We start from the raw sequence: 17,142 nt of genomic DNA, 5'->3' as shown, positions 1-17,142 counted from the left end.
GGAGAAACCCGGCCCCGAGGGCCGGTGAGGAAAGGGGGAAGCGCCGACATGCCGACCTGCCCGAACGGACATCAGTCGGGTTCCGACGACTGGTGCGAGGTCTGTGGTCACCGCATGGCCGGAGCCGTGCCCCCGCCACCTCCCCCGCCGCCGCCCGGCGCCGGGTACGGCTATCCGCCGCCCGGTTCGCCCCCGCCGCCGCCCGGTGCCGGCGGGCGCCCGCACCTCTCCGCCGTGCCCGACCCCGAGCCGGAGCTCTGCCCGCAGTGCCGCACGCCCCGTGAGGGCGCAGCGCCGTTCTGCGAGGAGTGCCGGTGGAACTTCCTGACCAACACCGCCACGTCGTACACGCCGGCGGCGCCGCGTCCGCCGGCCGGCGGCATGGGCGGTCCCGGCGGCATGGGCGGTCCCGGCGGCAACCCCCCGCAGCGGTTCCCGCAGCAGGGCCCCGGCCAGCCGGGCGGTCCCGGTGCCGGTCCCGGTCACGACCCGTTCGAGTACCAGAGTTCGCGGCCCTCGCAGATGAACCGGCCCGCCGAGCCGATCCCGCCCGGCCCGCCCTCCTCTCCGTGGGGTGCGGACGGCCCCTCGGCCTTCGGCGGCGACCCCTCGCGGCCCGTGCCGCCGCCTCCGGGCCCGACGCCCGGCGGTCCCGGCGCCCCGCAGGCGTACACCCAGCAGCCCGCCGCGCCCTTCACCCAGGGCGGCCCGCCGCAGCCCGGCGTCCCGCAGCCCGGCGGCCCGGCCTTCGGCGGTGACGACGACTGGGTGATCTCCCCGCCCTCTGCGGGCGCGCCCGGCGGCCCCGGCGGTCCGAACGGTCCCGGCGCGGGCCAGGGCGGCTACGGCTACCCGCAGCCCGGCGTGACCCAGGCCCCGCCCGGCCCCGGCTACCAGCAGCAGCCGCTGGCGTGGAGCGTGACGATCGGTCCCGACCGCGAGTACTTCATGGCGATGATGCAGCGCTCGGGCCCCGAGGCCGCGGGACTGAACCTGCCGGCGTACTCGCCGGAGCAGCAGCGTCCACTCACCGGCAACCAGCTCACGATCGGCCGTCGCCGGCACTCCACCGGCGACACCCCGGACATCGACCTGTCGGTGCCCCCGGAGGACCCGGGCGTCTCGCACCAGCACGCCGTCCTGGTCCAGCAGCCGGACGGGGGCTGGGCGGTCGTCGACCAGAACTCGACGAACGGCACCACGGTCAACGGCGGGGAGGAGCCCATCCAGCCGTTCGTGCCGGTGCCTCTCCAGGACGGCGACCGGGTGCACGTCGGCGCCTGGACGACGATCACGATCCGCCGGGGCTGAGCACCGCCACACGAGCCCGTACGGGGTTCACGGCAGCGGCCAGGTGTGCGGCCCCTCGGGGTCGTCCAGCCAGGCCCGGGCGTGCTCCCCGCTGACCGTGACCCCGTAGCGCTCCCGCACCGGGTGGCCCTCGCGCTCCCAGAGCGCGTAGGCCTCCCGCGGGTCGAGACCGCCCACGGTCAGGGCCAGCAGGAAGCGGAGCAGTTCCTCGTTCCGGGCCCGGGTGGGCAGCCCTTCGACGTGCTCCGGCGCGCGTTCGGGCCGGGTCGCACCGCGCAGGGGCACGAAGTAGGCCGGTGTGTGCAGGAAGCGCCCCTCGGCGTGCCCGGCGTCCCGCACCCGCAGGGCGATCAGACCGGTGGCCAGCGGCGCGAGGATGCGGGCGCCCGGGGTGCACTGGGCGAGCCAGGGGTGCGGGATCGTGGTCAGTGTGCAGGTGGCGATGATCCGGTCGAAGGGGGCGCGCTCGGGGACGCCACGGGCTCCGTCGCCGGTGACGACGAGCGGGTGATGCCCGGCGGCCGCGAGATGCCGGCGCGCGGATTCGGTGATCTCGGCGTCCAGGTCGATCGTGGTCACCCGGTCGTCGCCGAGCCGGTGGGCGAGCAGGGCCGCGTTGTAGCCGGTCCCGGCACCGATCTCCAGGACGGCGTCCCCGTCCCGTACCTCCAGTTCGGTGAGCATGGCCGCCATCAAGGAGGGCTGGCTGCTGGAGGAGACCAGTACGCCGTCGCGCACGCGGGTGGCCAGCGGGGCGTCGGCGTACGCGCCGCGCACCCAGCGCTCCCGGCTGCGCGGATCGGGGTCCTCGCCCCACACACGCTCGAAGCCCCCGAGGACGCCGACGTAGTAGTACGGCACGAAGAGATGGCGCGGGACCGTCTCGAACGCCTCCCTCCAGACGGGGTCGGCCTCCCAGGCGCCGCTCGCCTCGATCTCGCGCACCATCGCGGCCCGCGCCTGCGCGGCGAGGTCGTCGAGTCCGTGGTCGAGTGTGTGCGCGCCCATGTCTCCACTGTGCTGCCGGACGGGCCGCCGGGCGAGCGACGGACCGGCCGACGACGAGGAGTCCTAAGCCTCGAGTCCTCGGTCACCCCGTCTGAGACCATGGACGGGTGAAAGAGATTCGGCGCGGCACGCTTCAGGAGCAGACCTTCTACGAGCAGGTCGGCGGCGAGGAGACCTTCCGGCGCCTGGTGCACCGGTTCTACGAGGGTGTCGCCGAGGACCCGCTGCTGAAGCCCATGTATCCCGAGGAGGACCTGGGCCCGGCGGAGGAGCGGCTCACGCTGTTCCTGATGCAGTACTGGGGCGGCCCGACCACGTACAGCGAGAACCGCGGCCACCCCCGGCTGCGGATGCGCCACGCCCCCTTCACCGTGGACCAGGCGGCGCACGACGCCTGGCTCAAGCACATGCGGGTCGCCGTCGAGGAGCTCGGCCTCTCCGAGGAGCACGAGACCACGCTGTGGAACTACCTGACGTACGCGGCGGCTTCGATGGTGAACACCGCGGGCTGATCCCCGCCCCGCCGGTCCGTCGCTCGGCGGCGGATCCGGCGCCGGTTCCGGACGGACCGGTTCCGGCCTCGCACGAAGGCTGACGCGCGCATTCCGGTCGCCGGACGCCGGATTCCGGTCACAATCCGGTCAAGGCCTGCCTACAAGCGCTTACCCCCGGCCCCGTCCCTCTGCCAGCATCGCCCGAAGGTCCCGGGACGACGACAGAGGGGCCGACGGGGTGACGGGGGCGGGCGGGGGTCCGGGTGACGGGGTTCGTACTACTGCGGGCGAGGGCGCACCGCCTGCTGCTCGCCGCTGCGCTGCTCACCGTCCTGCTGACGACGGCGGTGCTGGCCACCCTCACCGCCTACTCCGGCTCGATCGGCGACGCGTCCCTGCGCCACGCGCTCAAGGACCCCGAGAACGCCGTGAGCACCGCCCTGATCGTCCGGGCCGACGTGTCGGCCGAGGAGCGCGGGGCCGCCGACAGCGCCGTGCGCGCGGGGGCCCGGAAGACCTTCTCCGGGCTGCCGGTCACCCGGCGCACCCTGACGCGCTCGGGTCCGTACGCCCTGCCCCGCTCCCTGCAGCCCGCCGCCGCTCGCGCCGGGGACCCGGACCTCACACACTTCGCCGCCCTCGACCACAGCCAGGTGCGGGTCACCGACGGGCGGCTGCCCGGCGGCGCGGGCGGCCCGGTCGTCGAGGTCGCCCTGCCCGTCGCCGCCGCCGACCGCCTCGGCCTGAAGCTCGGCGCCCGGCTCACCCTCGTCGACCGGCTCGGCGGCCCCAAGGTCCACGTCCGCATCACCGGCCTCTACAAGCCCGTCCGCACCACCGCCCCGTACTGGCAGTTGGACGCGCTGCGCGGCCGGGGGATCCACAAGGTCGACTTCACGACGTACGGGCCGCTGCTCACCGATCCCGCGGTCCTCTCCGGGGGCCGGGTGAGCGCCGGGGAGACCGCGTGGCTGACGTCAGCCGACTTCTCCACGCTGACGCCGGGAGAGATCGGCGCGCTGCGCGAGGCCGCCCGCGAGGGCCAGCGGAAGCTGCGCAAGGACCCGGCCCTGACCAGGGCGACGGCCGTGTCGACCTCGCTGCCCGAGGTCCTGGACAGCGTCGAGCGCTCGCTGCTCGTCTCGCGTTCGACACTTCTGATCGTCGCGTCGCAGCTGGCCCTGCTCGCCGGATACGCGCTGCTGCTCGTCGCCCGGCTGCTGAGCGCCGAACGAGTCGGCGAGACCGAGGTGTTGCGGGCGCGCGGCGCCTCGCGCGCCCGTGTCGGAACACTCGCCGCGCTGGAGGCGCTGCTCCTCGCCCTGCCCGCCGCGCTCTGCGCGCCCCTCCTCGCCGGACCGCTGACCCGGCTGCTCGCCGGGCAGGGGGCGCTGGCGCGGATCGGGCTGCGCCTCGACACCTCGCAGGGGCTCGGCGCCGTGTGGCTGGTCGCGGCGGGCGTGGCGCTGGGCTGCGCGCTCGCGGTGATCGTGCCGGCGCTGACGGCGGGCGACAGCGACAGGGGCCGCGCGCGCACGCTGCCCGCGCCGGTGCGCGCGGGCGCGGACGTCGGGCTGCTGGCGATCGCGGGCGTCGCGTACTGGCAGCTGGACCGGCAGACGTCCGGCGCCGTCAGCGGCGACACCTCGGGCACGCTCGGCGTCGACCCCTTGCTGGTCTCCGCCCCCGCCCTCGCCCTGCTCGCCGGGACCGTCCTCACGCTGCGGCTGCTGCCGCCGGTGGCGCGGCTCGCGGAACACCGGGCCGCGAGCGGCCGAGGACTGCCCACGGCACTCGCGGGCTGGCAGCTCAGCCGCCGCCCGATGCGCGGCGCCGGACCGGTCCTGCTGCTCGTGCTCGCCGTCGCCATGGGCATGCTCGCCATCGGCCAGGGCGCGTCCTGGAACCGCTCGCAGGACGACCAGGCGGACTTCCGGGCCGGTACGTCGGTCCGTGTCCTCGCGGGCGACGAGGACGCGCTCGGCCAGGCCGAGGCGTACGCGGCCCTCCCCGGCGTACAACAGGCCGCCCCCGCCGTCCGCACCACGCTGCCGCTGTCGGGCAGCCGTACCGCGACGGTGCTGGCCCTCGACACGGCGCACGCGGCGGACGGTGTGCTGCTGCGCCGGGACCTGGCCGACCGGCCGGTGCGCCCGCTGCTCGCGGGTCTCGCGCCGAAGGGGGCCTCCCGGGGGACGCTGGTCCCCAAGGGCAGCGAACGGCTCGGCATGACCGTACGTCTGAGCAGCACGGGCGGCACGACGGCCGCGGACCTGTCGGTCACCCTGGAGGACCGCTACGGAACGCCGCACTCGCTGCGGATCGGCCGGCTCCCCTCCGACGGGCGGGCGCACCCGCTCGCCCTCGACCTCCCGCGGAGCACCGCGCCCCTGCTGCTCACCGGACTCCAGCTCGACATGACCCAGCCCACCGACACCGCGCAGCAACACCGCTTCGACGTCGAGGCGTTGAACGCGACCGGTGCCGACGGCAAGGAGCGCGAGCTGCCGCTGCCCACCGACTGGAAGACGGCGTCGGCGAGCACCAGCACCGCGGCGTCCCCCGACGAGGCCACCCGCCCCACTCCCCCGCGCGTGGACAAGGCCTCGAAGCGGTCGTTCTCCGTCCGCTACGGCACCGGCTACCTCCCGCTCCAACTCGCCTGGCAGATCACCTCGGTGACCATCCGTATGCAGGTGGTGCAACCGAAGGCGCCGGAGATCACGGCGGTCGCGACGGAACGCTTCCTGGCCTCGTCGGGCGCCCGGACCGGAGAGCGGGTGGACGTGCCGTTCGGCGGCCGTACGGTGCCGGTGCGGATCGTGGACGCCGTCCGCGCGCTGCCGACGACGGACAGCCCACCGGACGGCACGGCGGCCGGGGAGACGATCCGGGCCTCGGAGAACGGCGGTGCGCTGGTCATCGACCTCCGGTCGGTGAACCGGGTGCTCCAGGCGCGCTACGGGCAGAGCGTCCCGCCCAGTGAGTGGTGGCTGCGGGCCGCGCCCGGCGACTCGGCACGGGTCGCGGCGGAGCTGCGGGAGCGGCCCGGCATGGAGCCGTCGCAGGTCGTCGTCCGCGACGAGATCGCGGACCGGCTGCGCGACGACCCGTTCGGGGCGGGCCCCGAGGCCGCGTTCGCCGCGGCGGCCGTGGTGGCCGCCGCCCTCGCGGCGGTCGGATTCGCGGTGAGCACCGCCGGGTCGCTGCGCGAGCGCGGAGCAGAGTTCGCGGTACTGCGGGCACTCGGCGCGCCGCGCCGCCAGCTGGCCCGGCTGATCGCCGTCGAGCAGGGCGTCCTGGTGACCCTGGCGCTGGTGGTGGGCGTGGCCCTGGGCGCGGTGCTGGCACGGGCCGTGGTGCCGCTGATCGTGCTGACGTCCCAGGCGACCCGGCCGACCCCCGAGGTCCTGGTCCAACTCCCGCTCCCGCACGTGGCGGTGCTGCTGGCCGCCGTGGCGGTGACCCCGCTGGCGATCACGGCTTTCCTTTCGCTGCACCGCCCTGACCCGGCGACTTCACTGCGACGGCAGGGGGGTGAGTGACATGACCGGCCCCACGGACGAGACGAACGGCGCGGGCGACACGGGCGGCGCGAGGGGCACCGGCGCCGCCGCGACCACCGGCGTCGCGGCGGTGGTGGTGGCCCCGTGGGTCCGCACCCGGCTGCGCGCCGCACCCGGCGTGGCGGTCGCCCTGGCTCTGCTCGTGGCGCTGACCGCGTGTCTGGCCGCCGCGTTCCCGCGGGCGGTCGACCGCTACGAGGACGCGGGGCTGCGCCGGCTGCTCGACGACGCCACCGCCCAGCGGACCACCGTGCAGCTGTACGCCCCGCAGCCCGGCGTCGAACTCCCGCAGGCGGAAAGGGAACAGGCCCTGCGCGGCGCCGCCCTGCGCGCGGCGTACCGAAAGGTGCTCGGCGCCGTCGAGCGGCCCCTCGTGCCCGACCGCGACCAGTCCTCGTACGGGGTCCGCACCGCCAACCCCGGCGCCGCGCTGGACCCCTGGCTGCCCCGGCCCACCGGGCTGCCCGCCCGTATGTCGCTGACCGCGCAGAACGGTCTCGCCGACCATGCCAGGCTGCGCGAAGGCCGCCTTCCCCGCGTGCGGGGCTCCGTGACCGCCGCGACGCCCGAGGTGGAGGCGGCCGTCACCACCGCCACGGCCAGGACACTCAAGATCAAGGTGGGTTCGGTGATCCACCTGCCCGGCGTGGAGCGCGAGCCGCTGGCCGTACGGGTCACCGGGATCGTCGAACCACGCGAGCCCGACGGCTCGTACTGGTCGGCGATGCCCGTGCTGCGCAAGCCCTCCCTGGTCCAGCTGGCCACCCCGGCCGGCGTGCCGAACAGGTACTGGCTGGGCGCGCTGCTGCTGCCGCCGGACGCGGCGCCCGCCCTGCTCGGCACGGCCGGGAAGCCCGAGCGCTACTGGCAGCTGGCTCCCGACACCGCGTCGCTGACCGCGCACGAGGTGGACCGGCTGTCCTCCGCGATCGCCGCGCTGGAGTCGGGGCCGGGACTCGGACGTGTGCGCGAGAAGGTCGACCCGCTGGCGGACGCGACCACGGATCTGGACGAGGTCCTGACGTCGTTCGTCCGGCTGCGGTCCGGCATCGGCCCGCTGGTGGCCGTGGCCGCCTTCGGCACCGGCACGGTCGCGGCCGTCGTGCTGCTGATGGCGGGCGGCCTCGCCGTCGACCGGCGCCGCGCCGAACTGGCCCTGCTGCGCGCCCGCGGCGGCTCCCTGCGCGGCGTCGCGGGACGGCTGCTGGCCGAGACGGCCGTCGTCGCGGTGCCCGCGGGCGCGCTCGGCCTCGCGGTGGCACTGCTCGCCGTGCCCGAGGGCCGCCTCGCCCACGCCGTCAGCGCCGCCGTCGCGGTGACCGCCCTGGCCTGTGCCACCCTGCCCGCTCGGGCGGCGTTCGCCCACCGCGCCGTACGCATCCACGGGGGCCGCGAGGACCTTGCGTCCGTACGCCCCTCACGCCGTCGCACGGTCGCGGAACTCACGCTGCTGGTGCTGGCGTCGGGTGCCGTCGTCGCGCTGCGGCGCCGCGGCGCGTCCGGCGATCAGCTGGTCGCGCTGGCGCCGGTTCTGGTGGGCGTCATCGCGGCGCTGGTCCTGGTCCGGCTCTACCCGCTGCCGCTGCGCCGGCTGGCCCGGCCCGCCGGGCGGCTGAGGGGCGCCGTCGCCCACCTCTCGCTGGCCCGCGCGGGACGCACCTCCGCCTCCACCGTGCTGCCTCTCCTCGCCCTGCTCACCGCCCTGACCACCGCCGCGTTCGGCGGCTCGGTCCTCGCGGGCGTCCACGACGCCCGCGACCGTGCGGCGCTCCTGGTCACCGGTGCGGACGCCCGCATCGAGGCGACCCACCCGCTCCCGGCCGCCCTGCCGGACCAGGTCCGGCGGACGTCCGGCGTCCGCGAGGTCACACCGGTGAGCATCGCCTACGAGGCGCAGATCGGCGACGGCTCCGGAACCGAGCAGGAAGTGGTGGCCCTGGCGGGCGTGGAGCCGGGGGCGTACGGGCGGCTGGCCCGGCGCGTCGGCCTCGGGGGCTTCTCCGCCACGGAGTTGGCCGTCCCCGCCGCGCGCGGCTCCTCGGGGACCGGCACGGGGAGCACCGCGAACGCGAAGAAGCAGGTGCTCCCCGCGCTCGCCTCGCCCGCCGTCGCCGGCCGGTACGGCACACGTCCGTTCGCGGTGCGGCTGGAGGACGGCAGCCAGGTGACCGTGCGGATCACCGCCGTGCGGGACCTGACCCCGGCCGTCTCCGACCTCGACTTCCTGGTGGTGGACCGCGCGGGTCTGCCCGCCCGCTCCGCCCGGCCGACCGCGCTGCTCGTGACCGGCGGCCACCTCGACGGGGGCGCCCTGCGCGACGCGGCGGGCACCGGTGTGGAGGTGCGGCTGCGGGCCGAGGTGCGGGACGGGTACGTGGACTCGCCGTTGCAGTCCGGTGCGGAGCGGATCTACACGGCCGCGGTCGCCGCGGGCGCCGGGTACGCCGTGCTGGCGCTGCTGTTGGCCCTCGTGCGCGCCGCGCCCGAACGGACCGCGCTCCTCGCCCGCCTGCGCACCATGGGGCTCACCCGTGCCCAGGGCCGCCGCCTGCTCGTGCTGGAGGCCCTGCCGCAGGCTCTGCTGGCCGCGGCGGGCGGCGCGCTCACCGGCTGGGCGGCCATCCGTCTGCTGTCCCCCGGCATCGACCTGACGGCGATCGCCCTCGCCACGCCCGACTCCTCGTCGGGGGGCGCCCGGCTGCGCGCCGACGCCGTCTCGCTGATCCTTCCGTCCCTGACCGTCCTGGCCCTGGCGACGGGCATCGCGGCGGCGCAGGCGTGGTGGTCGGGTCGACGGGGGTCGGTCCGGGAATTGAGGGCGGGGGACTCCCGATGATCCCCTCGACCCCGGGCACGGCCCCGGCGCACGCCTCGGCCCGCCCGGTCATGTGCCGCGAGTCCCGCCCGGCTGGACAGGGCACGAGCGGAGTGGGCCGCCCGGCCCGGCAGGACCGTGCCGCACGAAGCGGCTCGGCTCGGCAGGTCCCTGGCCCAGGAAGCGGGCCGGCCCTGCATCACTCCGGCCCAGGAAACCCGCCGGCCGGGAAGATCCGCGGCCCTGGAGGCCACCCGGTCCGAGAGGTCACCACCCGCTCACGAAGCCACCCGGCCCGAGAGGCCTGTCGTCCTGGGAGCCGCCCGGACCGGCAGGCCCCCGGTTCAGGAAGCCGCCAGGCCCGGCACGGCCCTTCGGCTCGTCCGGCCGTGCGTCCGGACCCGTACTCGACCAGCGTCCCCGTGACCCCCGCCGGAGGCAGGCGATGACCACCACCGATCCCACCTTCGCCGATCTCGCCGACCGTGCCACCGCGCGCCGGGACCGTCCCGCCTACGGCCACGACGCCCTGATCACCTGTGACCGACTGGTCCGGATCTTCTCCACCGACGGTGTGGAGGTCCAGGCGCTCCAGGGGCTCGACCTGCTGGTCCGCGAGGGCGAGTTGATGGCCCTGGTGGGCGCTTCGGGCAGCGGCAAGTCGACCCTGATGAACATCCTGGCCGGCCTGGACACCCCCACCGCGGGTGCCGCGCGCGTCGCGGGACGCGACCTGCTGACCATGGGGTCGAAGGACCGGCTGCGCTATCGCAGGGAGGTCGTCGGGTTCGTCTGGCAGCAGACGTCCCGCAACCTCCTCCCCTATCTGACGGCGGCCCAGAACGTCGCCCTGCCGATGCAGCTGTCCGGCGCCGCCCGAGGAGGCCGCCGCACCCGCCGTGCCCAGTCCGAACGCGCCCTGGAACTGCTGGAGCTGCTGGGGATCGCCGACTGCCGGAACCGTCGCCCGCACCAGATGTCGGGCGGTCAGCAGCAGCGCGTCGCCATCGCCGTGGCGCTGGCGAACGCCCCCGCCGTGCTGCTCGCGGACGAGCCCACCGGCGAACTGGACTCCCACACCGCCGAGCAGATCTTCGCCGCGTTCCGCACGGCGAACGAACACCTCGGTACCACCATCGTGATCGTCACCCACGACCAGGCGGTCGCCGGCGAGGTCCGCCGCACGGTCGCGATCCGCGACGGCCGCACGTCCACGGAGGTGCTGCGCCGCACCGAGGTCGACGCCACGACCGGTCAGGAGGCGGTGGTGGCCCGTGAGTACGCGATGCTCGACCGGGCGGGCCGCCTCCAGCTCCCCGCCGAGTACACCGAGGCGCTGGGCATGCGGGACCGCGTGGCGCTGGAACTGGAGCCGGACCACATCGGCGTCTGGCCGGACGACAGCGCGCCCGGCTGAGAAGCCCGCGAAGGCGGTGCCTTGCGCCCGGCAGGCGGACGAGCCCGCGAAGGCAGTGCCCTGCACGGTCGGCGGACAAAGCCCACGCAGGCGGTGCCCTGCACGGTCGGCGGACGAGGCCCGCGAAGGCGGTCGGGCGCGCGGTCAGCGGACGCTGACGTCCAGCGCGCCGAGTCCCGTCCGACGGACCACGATCGACCCGTACGGCGTGCGCAGCCGCAGCCACGCGCCCGACGAGTACAGCCCGAGCGGGCTCTCCCCGGCCGCGGCCCCGGACCCCGTCCCGGGCCGCGCGGGTCGCAGGAATCCCAGTGACTGCGCCGCGTGCGCGGCCCGTACCGGAAGGCCGGTGTCGCCGATCGGCCGGGACCAGATCTCCCGCCCGATCCGGTCGAGTTCGGCGCGCGTACGCCGATCGGGCGCCAACTCCTGTGTACGGGAACGGAATTCGGCCACCGCACCGGCGACCATGGCGCGCACGGCGTCCGCGGCGGGCAGTCCCGGCTCGGGCCTCCAGCCGCCGCGCGGCGGGAGCACCCCGGCCCACGGCGGCCCGGTGACGGCGGCCGGCACCGCGGCGGTGGCCGCCGACTCGTCGACGGACTCCAGGAGTTCACCGGCCGAGACGGTCACGTCCAGGGTGAGGTCGAGCCCGTTCTCGTACGGCTTGGCGAGGCGCGCCGTACGGACGGCGAGGACCTCGAACGACGGTGGCCGGCCGAAGACCGCGAGCGTGGTGCCGTGCGCCTGAAGGCGCACGGCCGCCGCGCGGTCGTAGTGGACCAGCCGGGAGAGGAAGGCGGCGAGGTCCGCCGCCTCCCCCGCGTCGACGAGGTGCAGGACGGTCATGCCGCGACGGCCTCGCCGTCCTCGTCGAGCTTTCCGGCCTCGGCGGCCTCGGCGCCCTTGCCGCCCTCGTCGTCCCGGTACTCCTCCAGGAACTCACGTTCCTCGGCGGTGATGCGACGGGGGCGCTGGGCCTCGAAGTCGAACGGCACGACCACGGTCGCGGCGCGGACGTAGAGCTGCTCCGCGTCCTTGACCTCGTACGTGATCGTGAACGCCGCCGCCCTTATCTCCGTGATCCACAGCTCGATGTCCACCGGCTCGCGCCGGTGGACGAGCTGCCGCTTGTAGTCGATCTCGTGGCGCGCCACCACGGACCCCTGCTTGAACTGCTTGTCCGGGCGGGTCAGGAAGTCGATACGTGCTTCCTCCAGGTAGCGGAGGAAGACCGCGTTGTTGACGTGGCCGTACGCGTCCATGTCCGCCCAGCGCAGCGGGCAGCGGTAGATGTGCCGCAAGATCGATCAGCCCCGGGTCAGCTTCTTGTAGGTGGCACGGTGCGGACGCGCCGCGTCCGGGCCGAGCCGCTCGATCTTGTTCTTCTCGTACGACTCGAAGTTGCCCTCGAACCAGAACCACTTGGAGTCGCCCTCGTACGCCAGGATGTGCGTGGCGACCCGGTCGAGGAACCAGCGGTCGTGGGAGACGACCACGGCCGCGCCCGGGAACTCGAGCAGCGCGTTCTCCAGGGAGGACAGCGTCTCGACGTCGAGGTCGTTGGTCGGCTCGTCGAGGAGCAGTAGGTTGCCGCCCTGCTTGAGCGTCAGCGCCAGGTTGAGGCGGTTGCGCTCACCACCGGAGAGGACGCCGGCCGGCTTCTGCTGGTCGGGGCCCTTGAAGCCGAAGGCGGAGACGTACGCGCGCGACGGCATCTCGACCTGGCCCACGTTGATGTAGTCCAGCTCGTCGGAGACGACGGCCCACAGCGTCTTCTTCGGGTCGATGTTCTCGCGGCTCTGGTCGACGTACGAGATCTTGACCGTGTCGCCGACCTTGATCGAGCCGGAGTCCGGCGTCTCCAGGCCCTGGATCATCTTGAAGAGCGTGGTCTTGCCGGCGCCGTTCGGGCCGATGACACCGACGATCCCGTTGCGCGGCAGCGTGAAGGAGAGGTCGTCGATCAGGACCTTCTCGCCGAAGGCCTTGGAGAGGTTGTTGACCTCGACGACGATGGAGCCCAGGCGCGGGCCCGGCGGGATCTGGATCTCCTCGAAGTCCAGCTTCCGCATCTTGTCGGCCTCGGCCGCCATCTCCTCGTAGCGCGCGAGACGCGCCTTGGACTTGGCCTGACGCCCCTTGGCGTTGGACCGCACCCACTCCAGCTCTTCCTTGAGCCGCTTGGCGCGCTTGGCGTCCTTCTGGCCCTCGATCTTCAGGCGGGAGGCCTTGTTGTCGAGGTACGTGGAGTAGTTGCCCTCGTAGGGGATGGCGCGGCCGCGGTCGAGCTCGAGGATCCACTGGGCGACGTTGTCGAGGAAGTACCGGTCGTGGGTGACGGCGACGACGGTGCCCGCGTACTTCGCGAGGTGCTGCTCCAGCCACTGCACGGACTCGGCGTCCAGGTGGTTGGTGGGCTCGTCCAGCAGCAGCAGGTCGGGCGCCTCGATGAGCAGCTTGCACAGCGCGACGCGGCGCTTCTCGCCACCGGAGAGGTTGGTGACCGGCCAGTCGCCGGGCGGGCAGCCCAGGGCGTCCATGGCCTGCTCCAGCTGGGCGTCCAGATCCCACGCGTTGGCGTGGTCCAGGTCGTCCTGGAGCTTGCCCATCTCCTCCATGAGCGCGTCCGAGTAGTCGGTCGCCATGAGCTCGGCGACCTCGTTGAAGCGCTTGAGCTTGCCCATGATCTCGGCGGCGCCGTCCTGCACGTTCTCCAGGACCGTCTTGGACTCGTCGAGCGGAGGCTCCTGGAGCAGCATGCCGACGCTGTAGCCCGGCGACAGGAACGCGTCACCGTTGGAGGGCTGCTCGAGGCCCGCCATGATCTTGAGAACGGTGGACTTACCGGCTCCGTTCGGACCGACCACACCGATCTTCGCACCCGGCAGGAAGTTCAAGGTGACGTCGTCGAGGATCACCTTGTCGCCGTGCGCCTTGCGCGTCTTGCGCATGGTGTAAATGAACTCAGCCAAGAGAAACCGTCCGGACGCTTGAAATCGGCAGTGGGCAGATACACCCCATCTTGCCTGACGGCTACCCCTCGAAGGAAACCCGTTCGGTCGCGGGGCCGTGACCTGGCCATTCACCGCCTCCGTCCGTAGCTGATCTGTCGCCGGCCGTCGCCGTCGGTCGCTGCCGAGCGGGCGCGCACGGCCCAGGGACGGCCCGGGCGTGATCACCCGGACGACGGTCGGCACGGTGCGCCGCGGCCTGGCCTACAGTCCCTGTCCATGACTTCTGTGGACACCGTGTTCGAACTCGCGATACGGCGACGCGGTAGAGGTTTCCACTTCTACTACTTCGGCGGATCGGGCTGGGTGGTGGGGCTGCTCTGCCTCATCGTCGTCGTGGCGCTCGCGAGCTGGTGGCAGATCGCCAAGCGGCGCGGGTGATCGCCGGCCGGCTCCCCGCCGGGCCCTGTGGGTGACCGCCGCGTGACTGCGCGTCCTGGTCGACCGCCACCTCGTGCGGAGCGGTGCGAAGGGGCACATTCTGGTAGTAGGGGCTGGGGCCTGCCCCGGAGGTGATCACAATGATGGAGACAAAGACACGGACCGCGGTCGGATGGCATGTGGAGATGGAGTTCGAGGAGGACGACCACCGCACACGTGCCGCCGCGCTCCTGAGACTGCCCGACGGCAGTGAGGTACGCGCCCACGGATACGCCAGCCGCCACCCCTCCGACTCGAATCAGCCGAGGGTCGGCGAGGAGGTCGCGGGGGCTCGTGCTCTGAACGAGCTGGCGATGAGGCTGCTGACCAAGGCACACGACGAGATCGACGAGGCGTCGGGCAGGACCTCGCACCCGCTGAGGGCCTGACCCGAGCGGACCGGCCCCGGGCCCCTTCGGTCCGGGCAGCCGTGCCCGGTCGGCCGGAGACGGACCTTCCCGACCGGGGCGGGTCCGGGCAGCGCGCCCGGTCGGACGGAACCGGGCCTCCCCCATCAGGGTCGACCCGGGCAGCCGGGACGACCGGGCCTCTCCGGCCCGACTTCTTCGACCGGGCCGCCGACATCGGCGGGGCGTCCCGCACCGGATTCACGGTGCGGGACGCCTTCGTTCCCAGGGACTGCTCCGCACGCAGGGACACCGTGGCACGCACGGACGCCGTCGCACGCACGGACGCCCTCGTACGCAGGCACTCGCGCCCGCTCACGGCGGGCGGGCACGCGCCGGACGGAAGGGGCCGCTGCCGCCACTGAGGAGCCGTCAGCGCACCAGGCACGCGGCGCCTTTCGGCAGGCGGCGTGGACCGGTGCGTCGTCCACGATGACGGCCATCCGGGCGATGACATTCCGGAAATCCGAGATCGCGCCGGAGAGCCGCTTCCAGCGTCCGTACTCGCGCGGGCCGGCCCGGGGTCCGCGCCGTCAGGTCGTCCGTCGCAGCGCGCTGAGCACGCTCATGGGCGTACGGCCGGAGAGGAGGGCGAAGGTGGCCACAGGCGCTCGGCCCGAGCTCGATGACGCGGATGGATCACAGCCCCGAGTGCTTGATCGAACCGCGAATCCGCAGGTCTGAGCAGCATGGCGCCCCCGGCAGGACTCGAACCTGCGGCCAAGCGCTTAGAAGGCGCCTGCTCTATCCACTGAGCTACGGGGGCCGGGTGTGGTGGCCTGTGTCGCGGTGCCCGGGTGTGGGCTGATCCTTGACCTTGCCGGGCACAAGGATAGGGCTCTCGCCTCCTTGTCCCTCGTGCTTCGCCTCCGTGGCTCGATGTGGAGGTTCAGTGAAGCGGTCCCGATAATCGCAGGCGGGTACGAATCGTGCACCGCTTTTGGCGCCTCACGCATCGGGTGTTGTGCACTCGTTATGCCTGCGCCCCAGTCATCCCTTCCGCCCCGTGTGTCCTGTCGGCGCGCAGACACACCCATATGCTTCAGAATGCCGCCAAAATTGGGCATTCTTCGCATGTGGTGACCTTGGACGTACGGCCTCAGCTGCTCGACGCACTCTCCGCCCTGCGCGACCGTGTCGCCGCCGCACGCTTCCCGCTGCCCCTGGCGGGGGCTCCACGCGCGCGTGCCAACCGCGACGAACTGCTCGCACAGCTCGACGACTATTTGGTGCCCCGGCTGAGACAGCCCGAAGCACCGCTGCTCGCCGTGATCGGTGGATCGACCGGCGCGGGCAAGTCGACTCTCGTCAACTCCCTTGTCGGACGGCGTGTCAGCGAGGCGGGGGTGCTGCGGCCGACGACCCGTACCCCGGTGCTCGTATGCCATCCCGAAGACCATCACTGGTTCAGCGGGATGCGCGTGCTGCCCCAGCTCACGCGCGTGTGGAAACCCCATCAGGAGCCGGGCGACGATCTTCCCGGGCTCTCCGGGCACTCCATGGAGCCGGTGCTGCGCATCGAGACCGCCGACACCCTCCCCCGCAACCTCGCCCTGCTCGACGCCCCCGACATCGACTCCCTGGTCGCCGACAATCGTGTGCTCGCGGCCGAGCTGATCTGCGCGGCCGACATCTGGGTCATGGTCACTACGGCCGCCCGGTACGCCGACGCCGTGCCGTGGCACATGCTGCGCACGGCCAAGGAGAACAAGGCGACCCTGGTCACCGTGCTCGACCGGGTGCCCCACCAGGTGGTGACGGAGGTCTCGCGCCAGTACGGCGCCCTGCTCACCAAGGCCGGGCTCGGCGAGGTGCCCCGCTTCACCGTGCCCGAGCTGCCGGAGTCCGCGTGGGGCGGCGGTCTGCTGCCCGCCAGTGCCGTCGCGCCGCTGCGTACGTGGCTCGTGCACCGCGCGCAGGAGCCGGGCGCCCGCCACGAGGCGATGGCCCGGACGGCGCAGGGAGTGCTCGACTCTCTGATGAGGCGGATGCCCGAACTGGCCGGTGCGGCAGCCGCGCAGTACGCCGCGGCGCTGCGTCTCACCTCGGCCGTCGAGAGTGCCTACGACCTCGAACACGCGCGCGTGAAGGGCCGTTTGCAGGCCGGTGCCGTGCTCTCCGGGGGTGCGCTCAAGCGGTGGCGCGCCTTTCCCCTGGACTGCACCGCGGGCGAGCTGCTCGACTCCCTCGTCGAGAGCCTGAGCGCGCTGCTGCTGTGCTCGGTCACGGCGGCCGACGAGCGCGTGGACGAGGTGTGGCGGCGCGAACCGGCCGCGGAGGCCCCGGGCCTGATGGACCGCGATCCGACCCTGGAGAGCGCCGAGCACCGCATCGGGATGGCCGTACGGCGCTGGCGGCGCGTCATGGAGGAGTACGCGGAGGAGGAGGTGCGCGGTCTCGAGAAGAGCGTCGCGCCCGACACCGAGATGGTGGCCGCGCTGGTCGCCACCGCGCTCCTGGGCGGCCGCCGGGCGCGGAACGCGGGCGAGGGGCTCGCGGAGCGGATCGGCGCCCACAGCGCGTTGCGGCTGCGCGACCGGGGCGGCCGACTGCTGACGGACTACCTCGACAGGACCCTGAACAACGAGCGGGAACGCCGTCTCGCGCCGCTCGACGCACTCGACGTCCACGCGGAACCCCAGGCCGAACTCATCGCCGCGCTGTCCGTACTGCAGAAGGAGAGGTGACCG

Annotated in this window: 12 protein-coding genes and 1 tRNA gene; 8 read left to right on the top strand and 5 right to left on the bottom strand. The window is 73.8% G+C overall.

Annotated features, from left to right (window positions below):
- Positions 1–48 precede the first annotated feature (48 nt).
- Entirely contained in the window at positions 49–1,311 is a 1,263-nt protein-coding gene (locus ABEB03_RS04525) for an FHA domain-containing protein (RefSeq protein WP_345641473.1), read from the top strand.
- A gap of 27 nt (positions 1,312–1,338) precedes the next feature.
- On the opposite strand, the gene ABEB03_RS04520 is transcribed toward ABEB03_RS04525, so the two are convergent.
- Positions 1,339–2,319: a methyltransferase domain-containing protein gene (locus ABEB03_RS04520; protein WP_345641470.1), complete on the bottom strand. Its 981-nt coding sequence runs from the start codon at positions 2,317–2,319 to the stop codon at positions 1,339–1,341.
- A gap of 107 nt (positions 2,320–2,426) precedes the next feature.
- On the opposite strand from ABEB03_RS04520, the gene ABEB03_RS04515 reads away from it, so the two are divergent.
- From ABEB03_RS04515 to ABEB03_RS04500, 4 genes are all read left to right on the top strand, one after another.
- The gene (locus ABEB03_RS04515) at positions 2,427–2,831 is read left to right on the top strand and encodes a globin (protein ID WP_345641467.1); all 405 of its coding nucleotides are present in this window, start codon (positions 2,427–2,429) and stop codon (positions 2,829–2,831) included.
- Positions 2,832–3,076: 245 nt separating this feature from the next.
- Positions 3,077–6,358: an ABC transporter permease gene (locus ABEB03_RS04510; protein WP_345641464.1), complete on the top strand. Its 3,282-nt coding sequence runs from the start codon at positions 3,077–3,079 to the stop codon at positions 6,356–6,358.
- Position 6,359: 1 nt separating this feature from the next.
- Entirely contained in the window at positions 6,360–9,215 is a 2,856-nt protein-coding gene (locus ABEB03_RS04505) for an FtsX-like permease family protein (protein WP_345641462.1), read from the top strand.
- Between the two features lie 424 nt (positions 9,216–9,639).
- Positions 9,640–10,611, top strand: coding sequence for an ABC transporter ATP-binding protein (locus tag ABEB03_RS04500; protein ID WP_345641459.1), 972 nt, complete (start codon positions 9,640–9,642; stop codon positions 10,609–10,611).
- A 144-nt stretch (positions 10,612–10,755) separates the two neighbouring features.
- Here ABEB03_RS04500 and ABEB03_RS04495 read toward each other — a convergent pair whose 3' ends face one another.
- From ABEB03_RS04495 to ettA, 3 genes are read right to left on the bottom strand one after another with little or no spacing between them, the layout of a single operon-like run.
- Positions 10,756–11,460, bottom strand: coding sequence for a hypothetical protein (locus ABEB03_RS04495; RefSeq protein ID WP_345641456.1), 705 nt, complete (start codon positions 11,458–11,460; stop codon positions 10,756–10,758).
- Positions 11,457–11,915, bottom strand: a complete 459-nt coding sequence (locus ABEB03_RS04490) for an acyl-CoA thioesterase (protein ID WP_345641452.1) — start codon at positions 11,913–11,915, stop codon at positions 11,457–11,459. Before ABEB03_RS04490 ends, ABEB03_RS04495 begins: the two co-directional genes overlap by 4 nt.
- A 6-nt stretch (positions 11,916–11,921) precedes the next feature.
- Positions 11,922–13,586: an energy-dependent translational throttle protein EttA gene (gene ettA / locus ABEB03_RS04485; protein ID WP_345641449.1), complete on the bottom strand. Its 1,665-nt coding sequence runs from the start codon at positions 13,584–13,586 to the stop codon at positions 11,922–11,924.
- Positions 13,587–13,844: 258 nt separating this feature from the next.
- Between ettA and ABEB03_RS04480 the strand changes: the two genes are divergently transcribed.
- Together ABEB03_RS04480 and ABEB03_RS04475 are read left to right on the top strand one after the other, a co-directional pair.
- Positions 13,845–14,006: a hypothetical protein gene (locus tag ABEB03_RS04480; protein ID WP_345641446.1), complete on the top strand. Its 162-nt coding sequence runs from the start codon at positions 13,845–13,847 to the stop codon at positions 14,004–14,006.
- 143 nt (positions 14,007–14,149) lie between these two features.
- Complete coding sequence (locus tag ABEB03_RS04475; protein WP_028802710.1) at positions 14,150–14,434, top strand: DUF1876 domain-containing protein; 285 nt, start codon at positions 14,150–14,152, stop codon at positions 14,432–14,434.
- A 708-nt stretch (positions 14,435–15,142) separates the two neighbouring features.
- Here ABEB03_RS04475 and ABEB03_RS04470 read toward each other — a convergent pair.
- Positions 15,143–15,218 (bottom strand) — tRNA-Arg (locus ABEB03_RS04470).
- 310 nt (positions 15,219–15,528) lie between these two features.
- Between ABEB03_RS04470 and ABEB03_RS04465 the strand changes: the two genes are divergently transcribed.
- On the top strand, positions 15,529–17,139 hold the full coding sequence (locus tag ABEB03_RS04465; RefSeq protein WP_345641443.1) for a dynamin family protein: 1,611 nt from the start codon (positions 15,529–15,531) through the stop codon (positions 17,137–17,139).
- Positions 17,140–17,142 lie beyond the last annotated feature (3 nt).

The sequence above is a fragment of the Streptomyces siamensis genome (assembly GCF_039543605.1).
Taxonomy (GTDB): Bacteria; Actinomycetota; Actinomycetes; order Streptomycetales; family Streptomycetaceae; genus Streptomyces; species Streptomyces siamensis.
This window is presented reverse-complemented; position numbering and strand designations above follow the sequence as displayed.

Excerpts from the sequence above, each read along its gene's own strand:
- ABEB03_RS04505 (WP_345641462.1), top strand. The coding sequence starts at position 6,360 with ATGACCGGCCCCACGGACGAGACGAACGGCGCGGGCGACACGGGCGGC.
- ABEB03_RS04520 (WP_345641470.1), bottom strand. The coding sequence starts at position 2,319 with ATGGGCGCGCACACACTCGACCACGGACTCGACGACCTCGCCGCGCAG.
- ABEB03_RS04500 (WP_345641459.1), top strand. The coding sequence starts at position 9,640 with ATGACCACCACCGATCCCACCTTCGCCGATCTCGCCGACCGTGCCACC.
- ABEB03_RS04495 (WP_345641456.1), bottom strand. The coding sequence starts at position 11,460 with ATGACCGTCCTGCACCTCGTCGACGCGGGGGAGGCGGCGGACCTCGCC.
- ABEB03_RS04475 (WP_028802710.1), top strand. The coding sequence starts at position 14,150 with ATGGAGACAAAGACACGGACCGCGGTCGGATGGCATGTGGAGATGGAG.
- ABEB03_RS04525 (WP_345641473.1), top strand. The coding sequence starts at position 49 with ATGCCGACCTGCCCGAACGGACATCAGTCGGGTTCCGACGACTGGTGC.
- ABEB03_RS04480 (WP_345641446.1), top strand. The coding sequence starts at position 13,845 with ATGACTTCTGTGGACACCGTGTTCGAACTCGCGATACGGCGACGCGGT.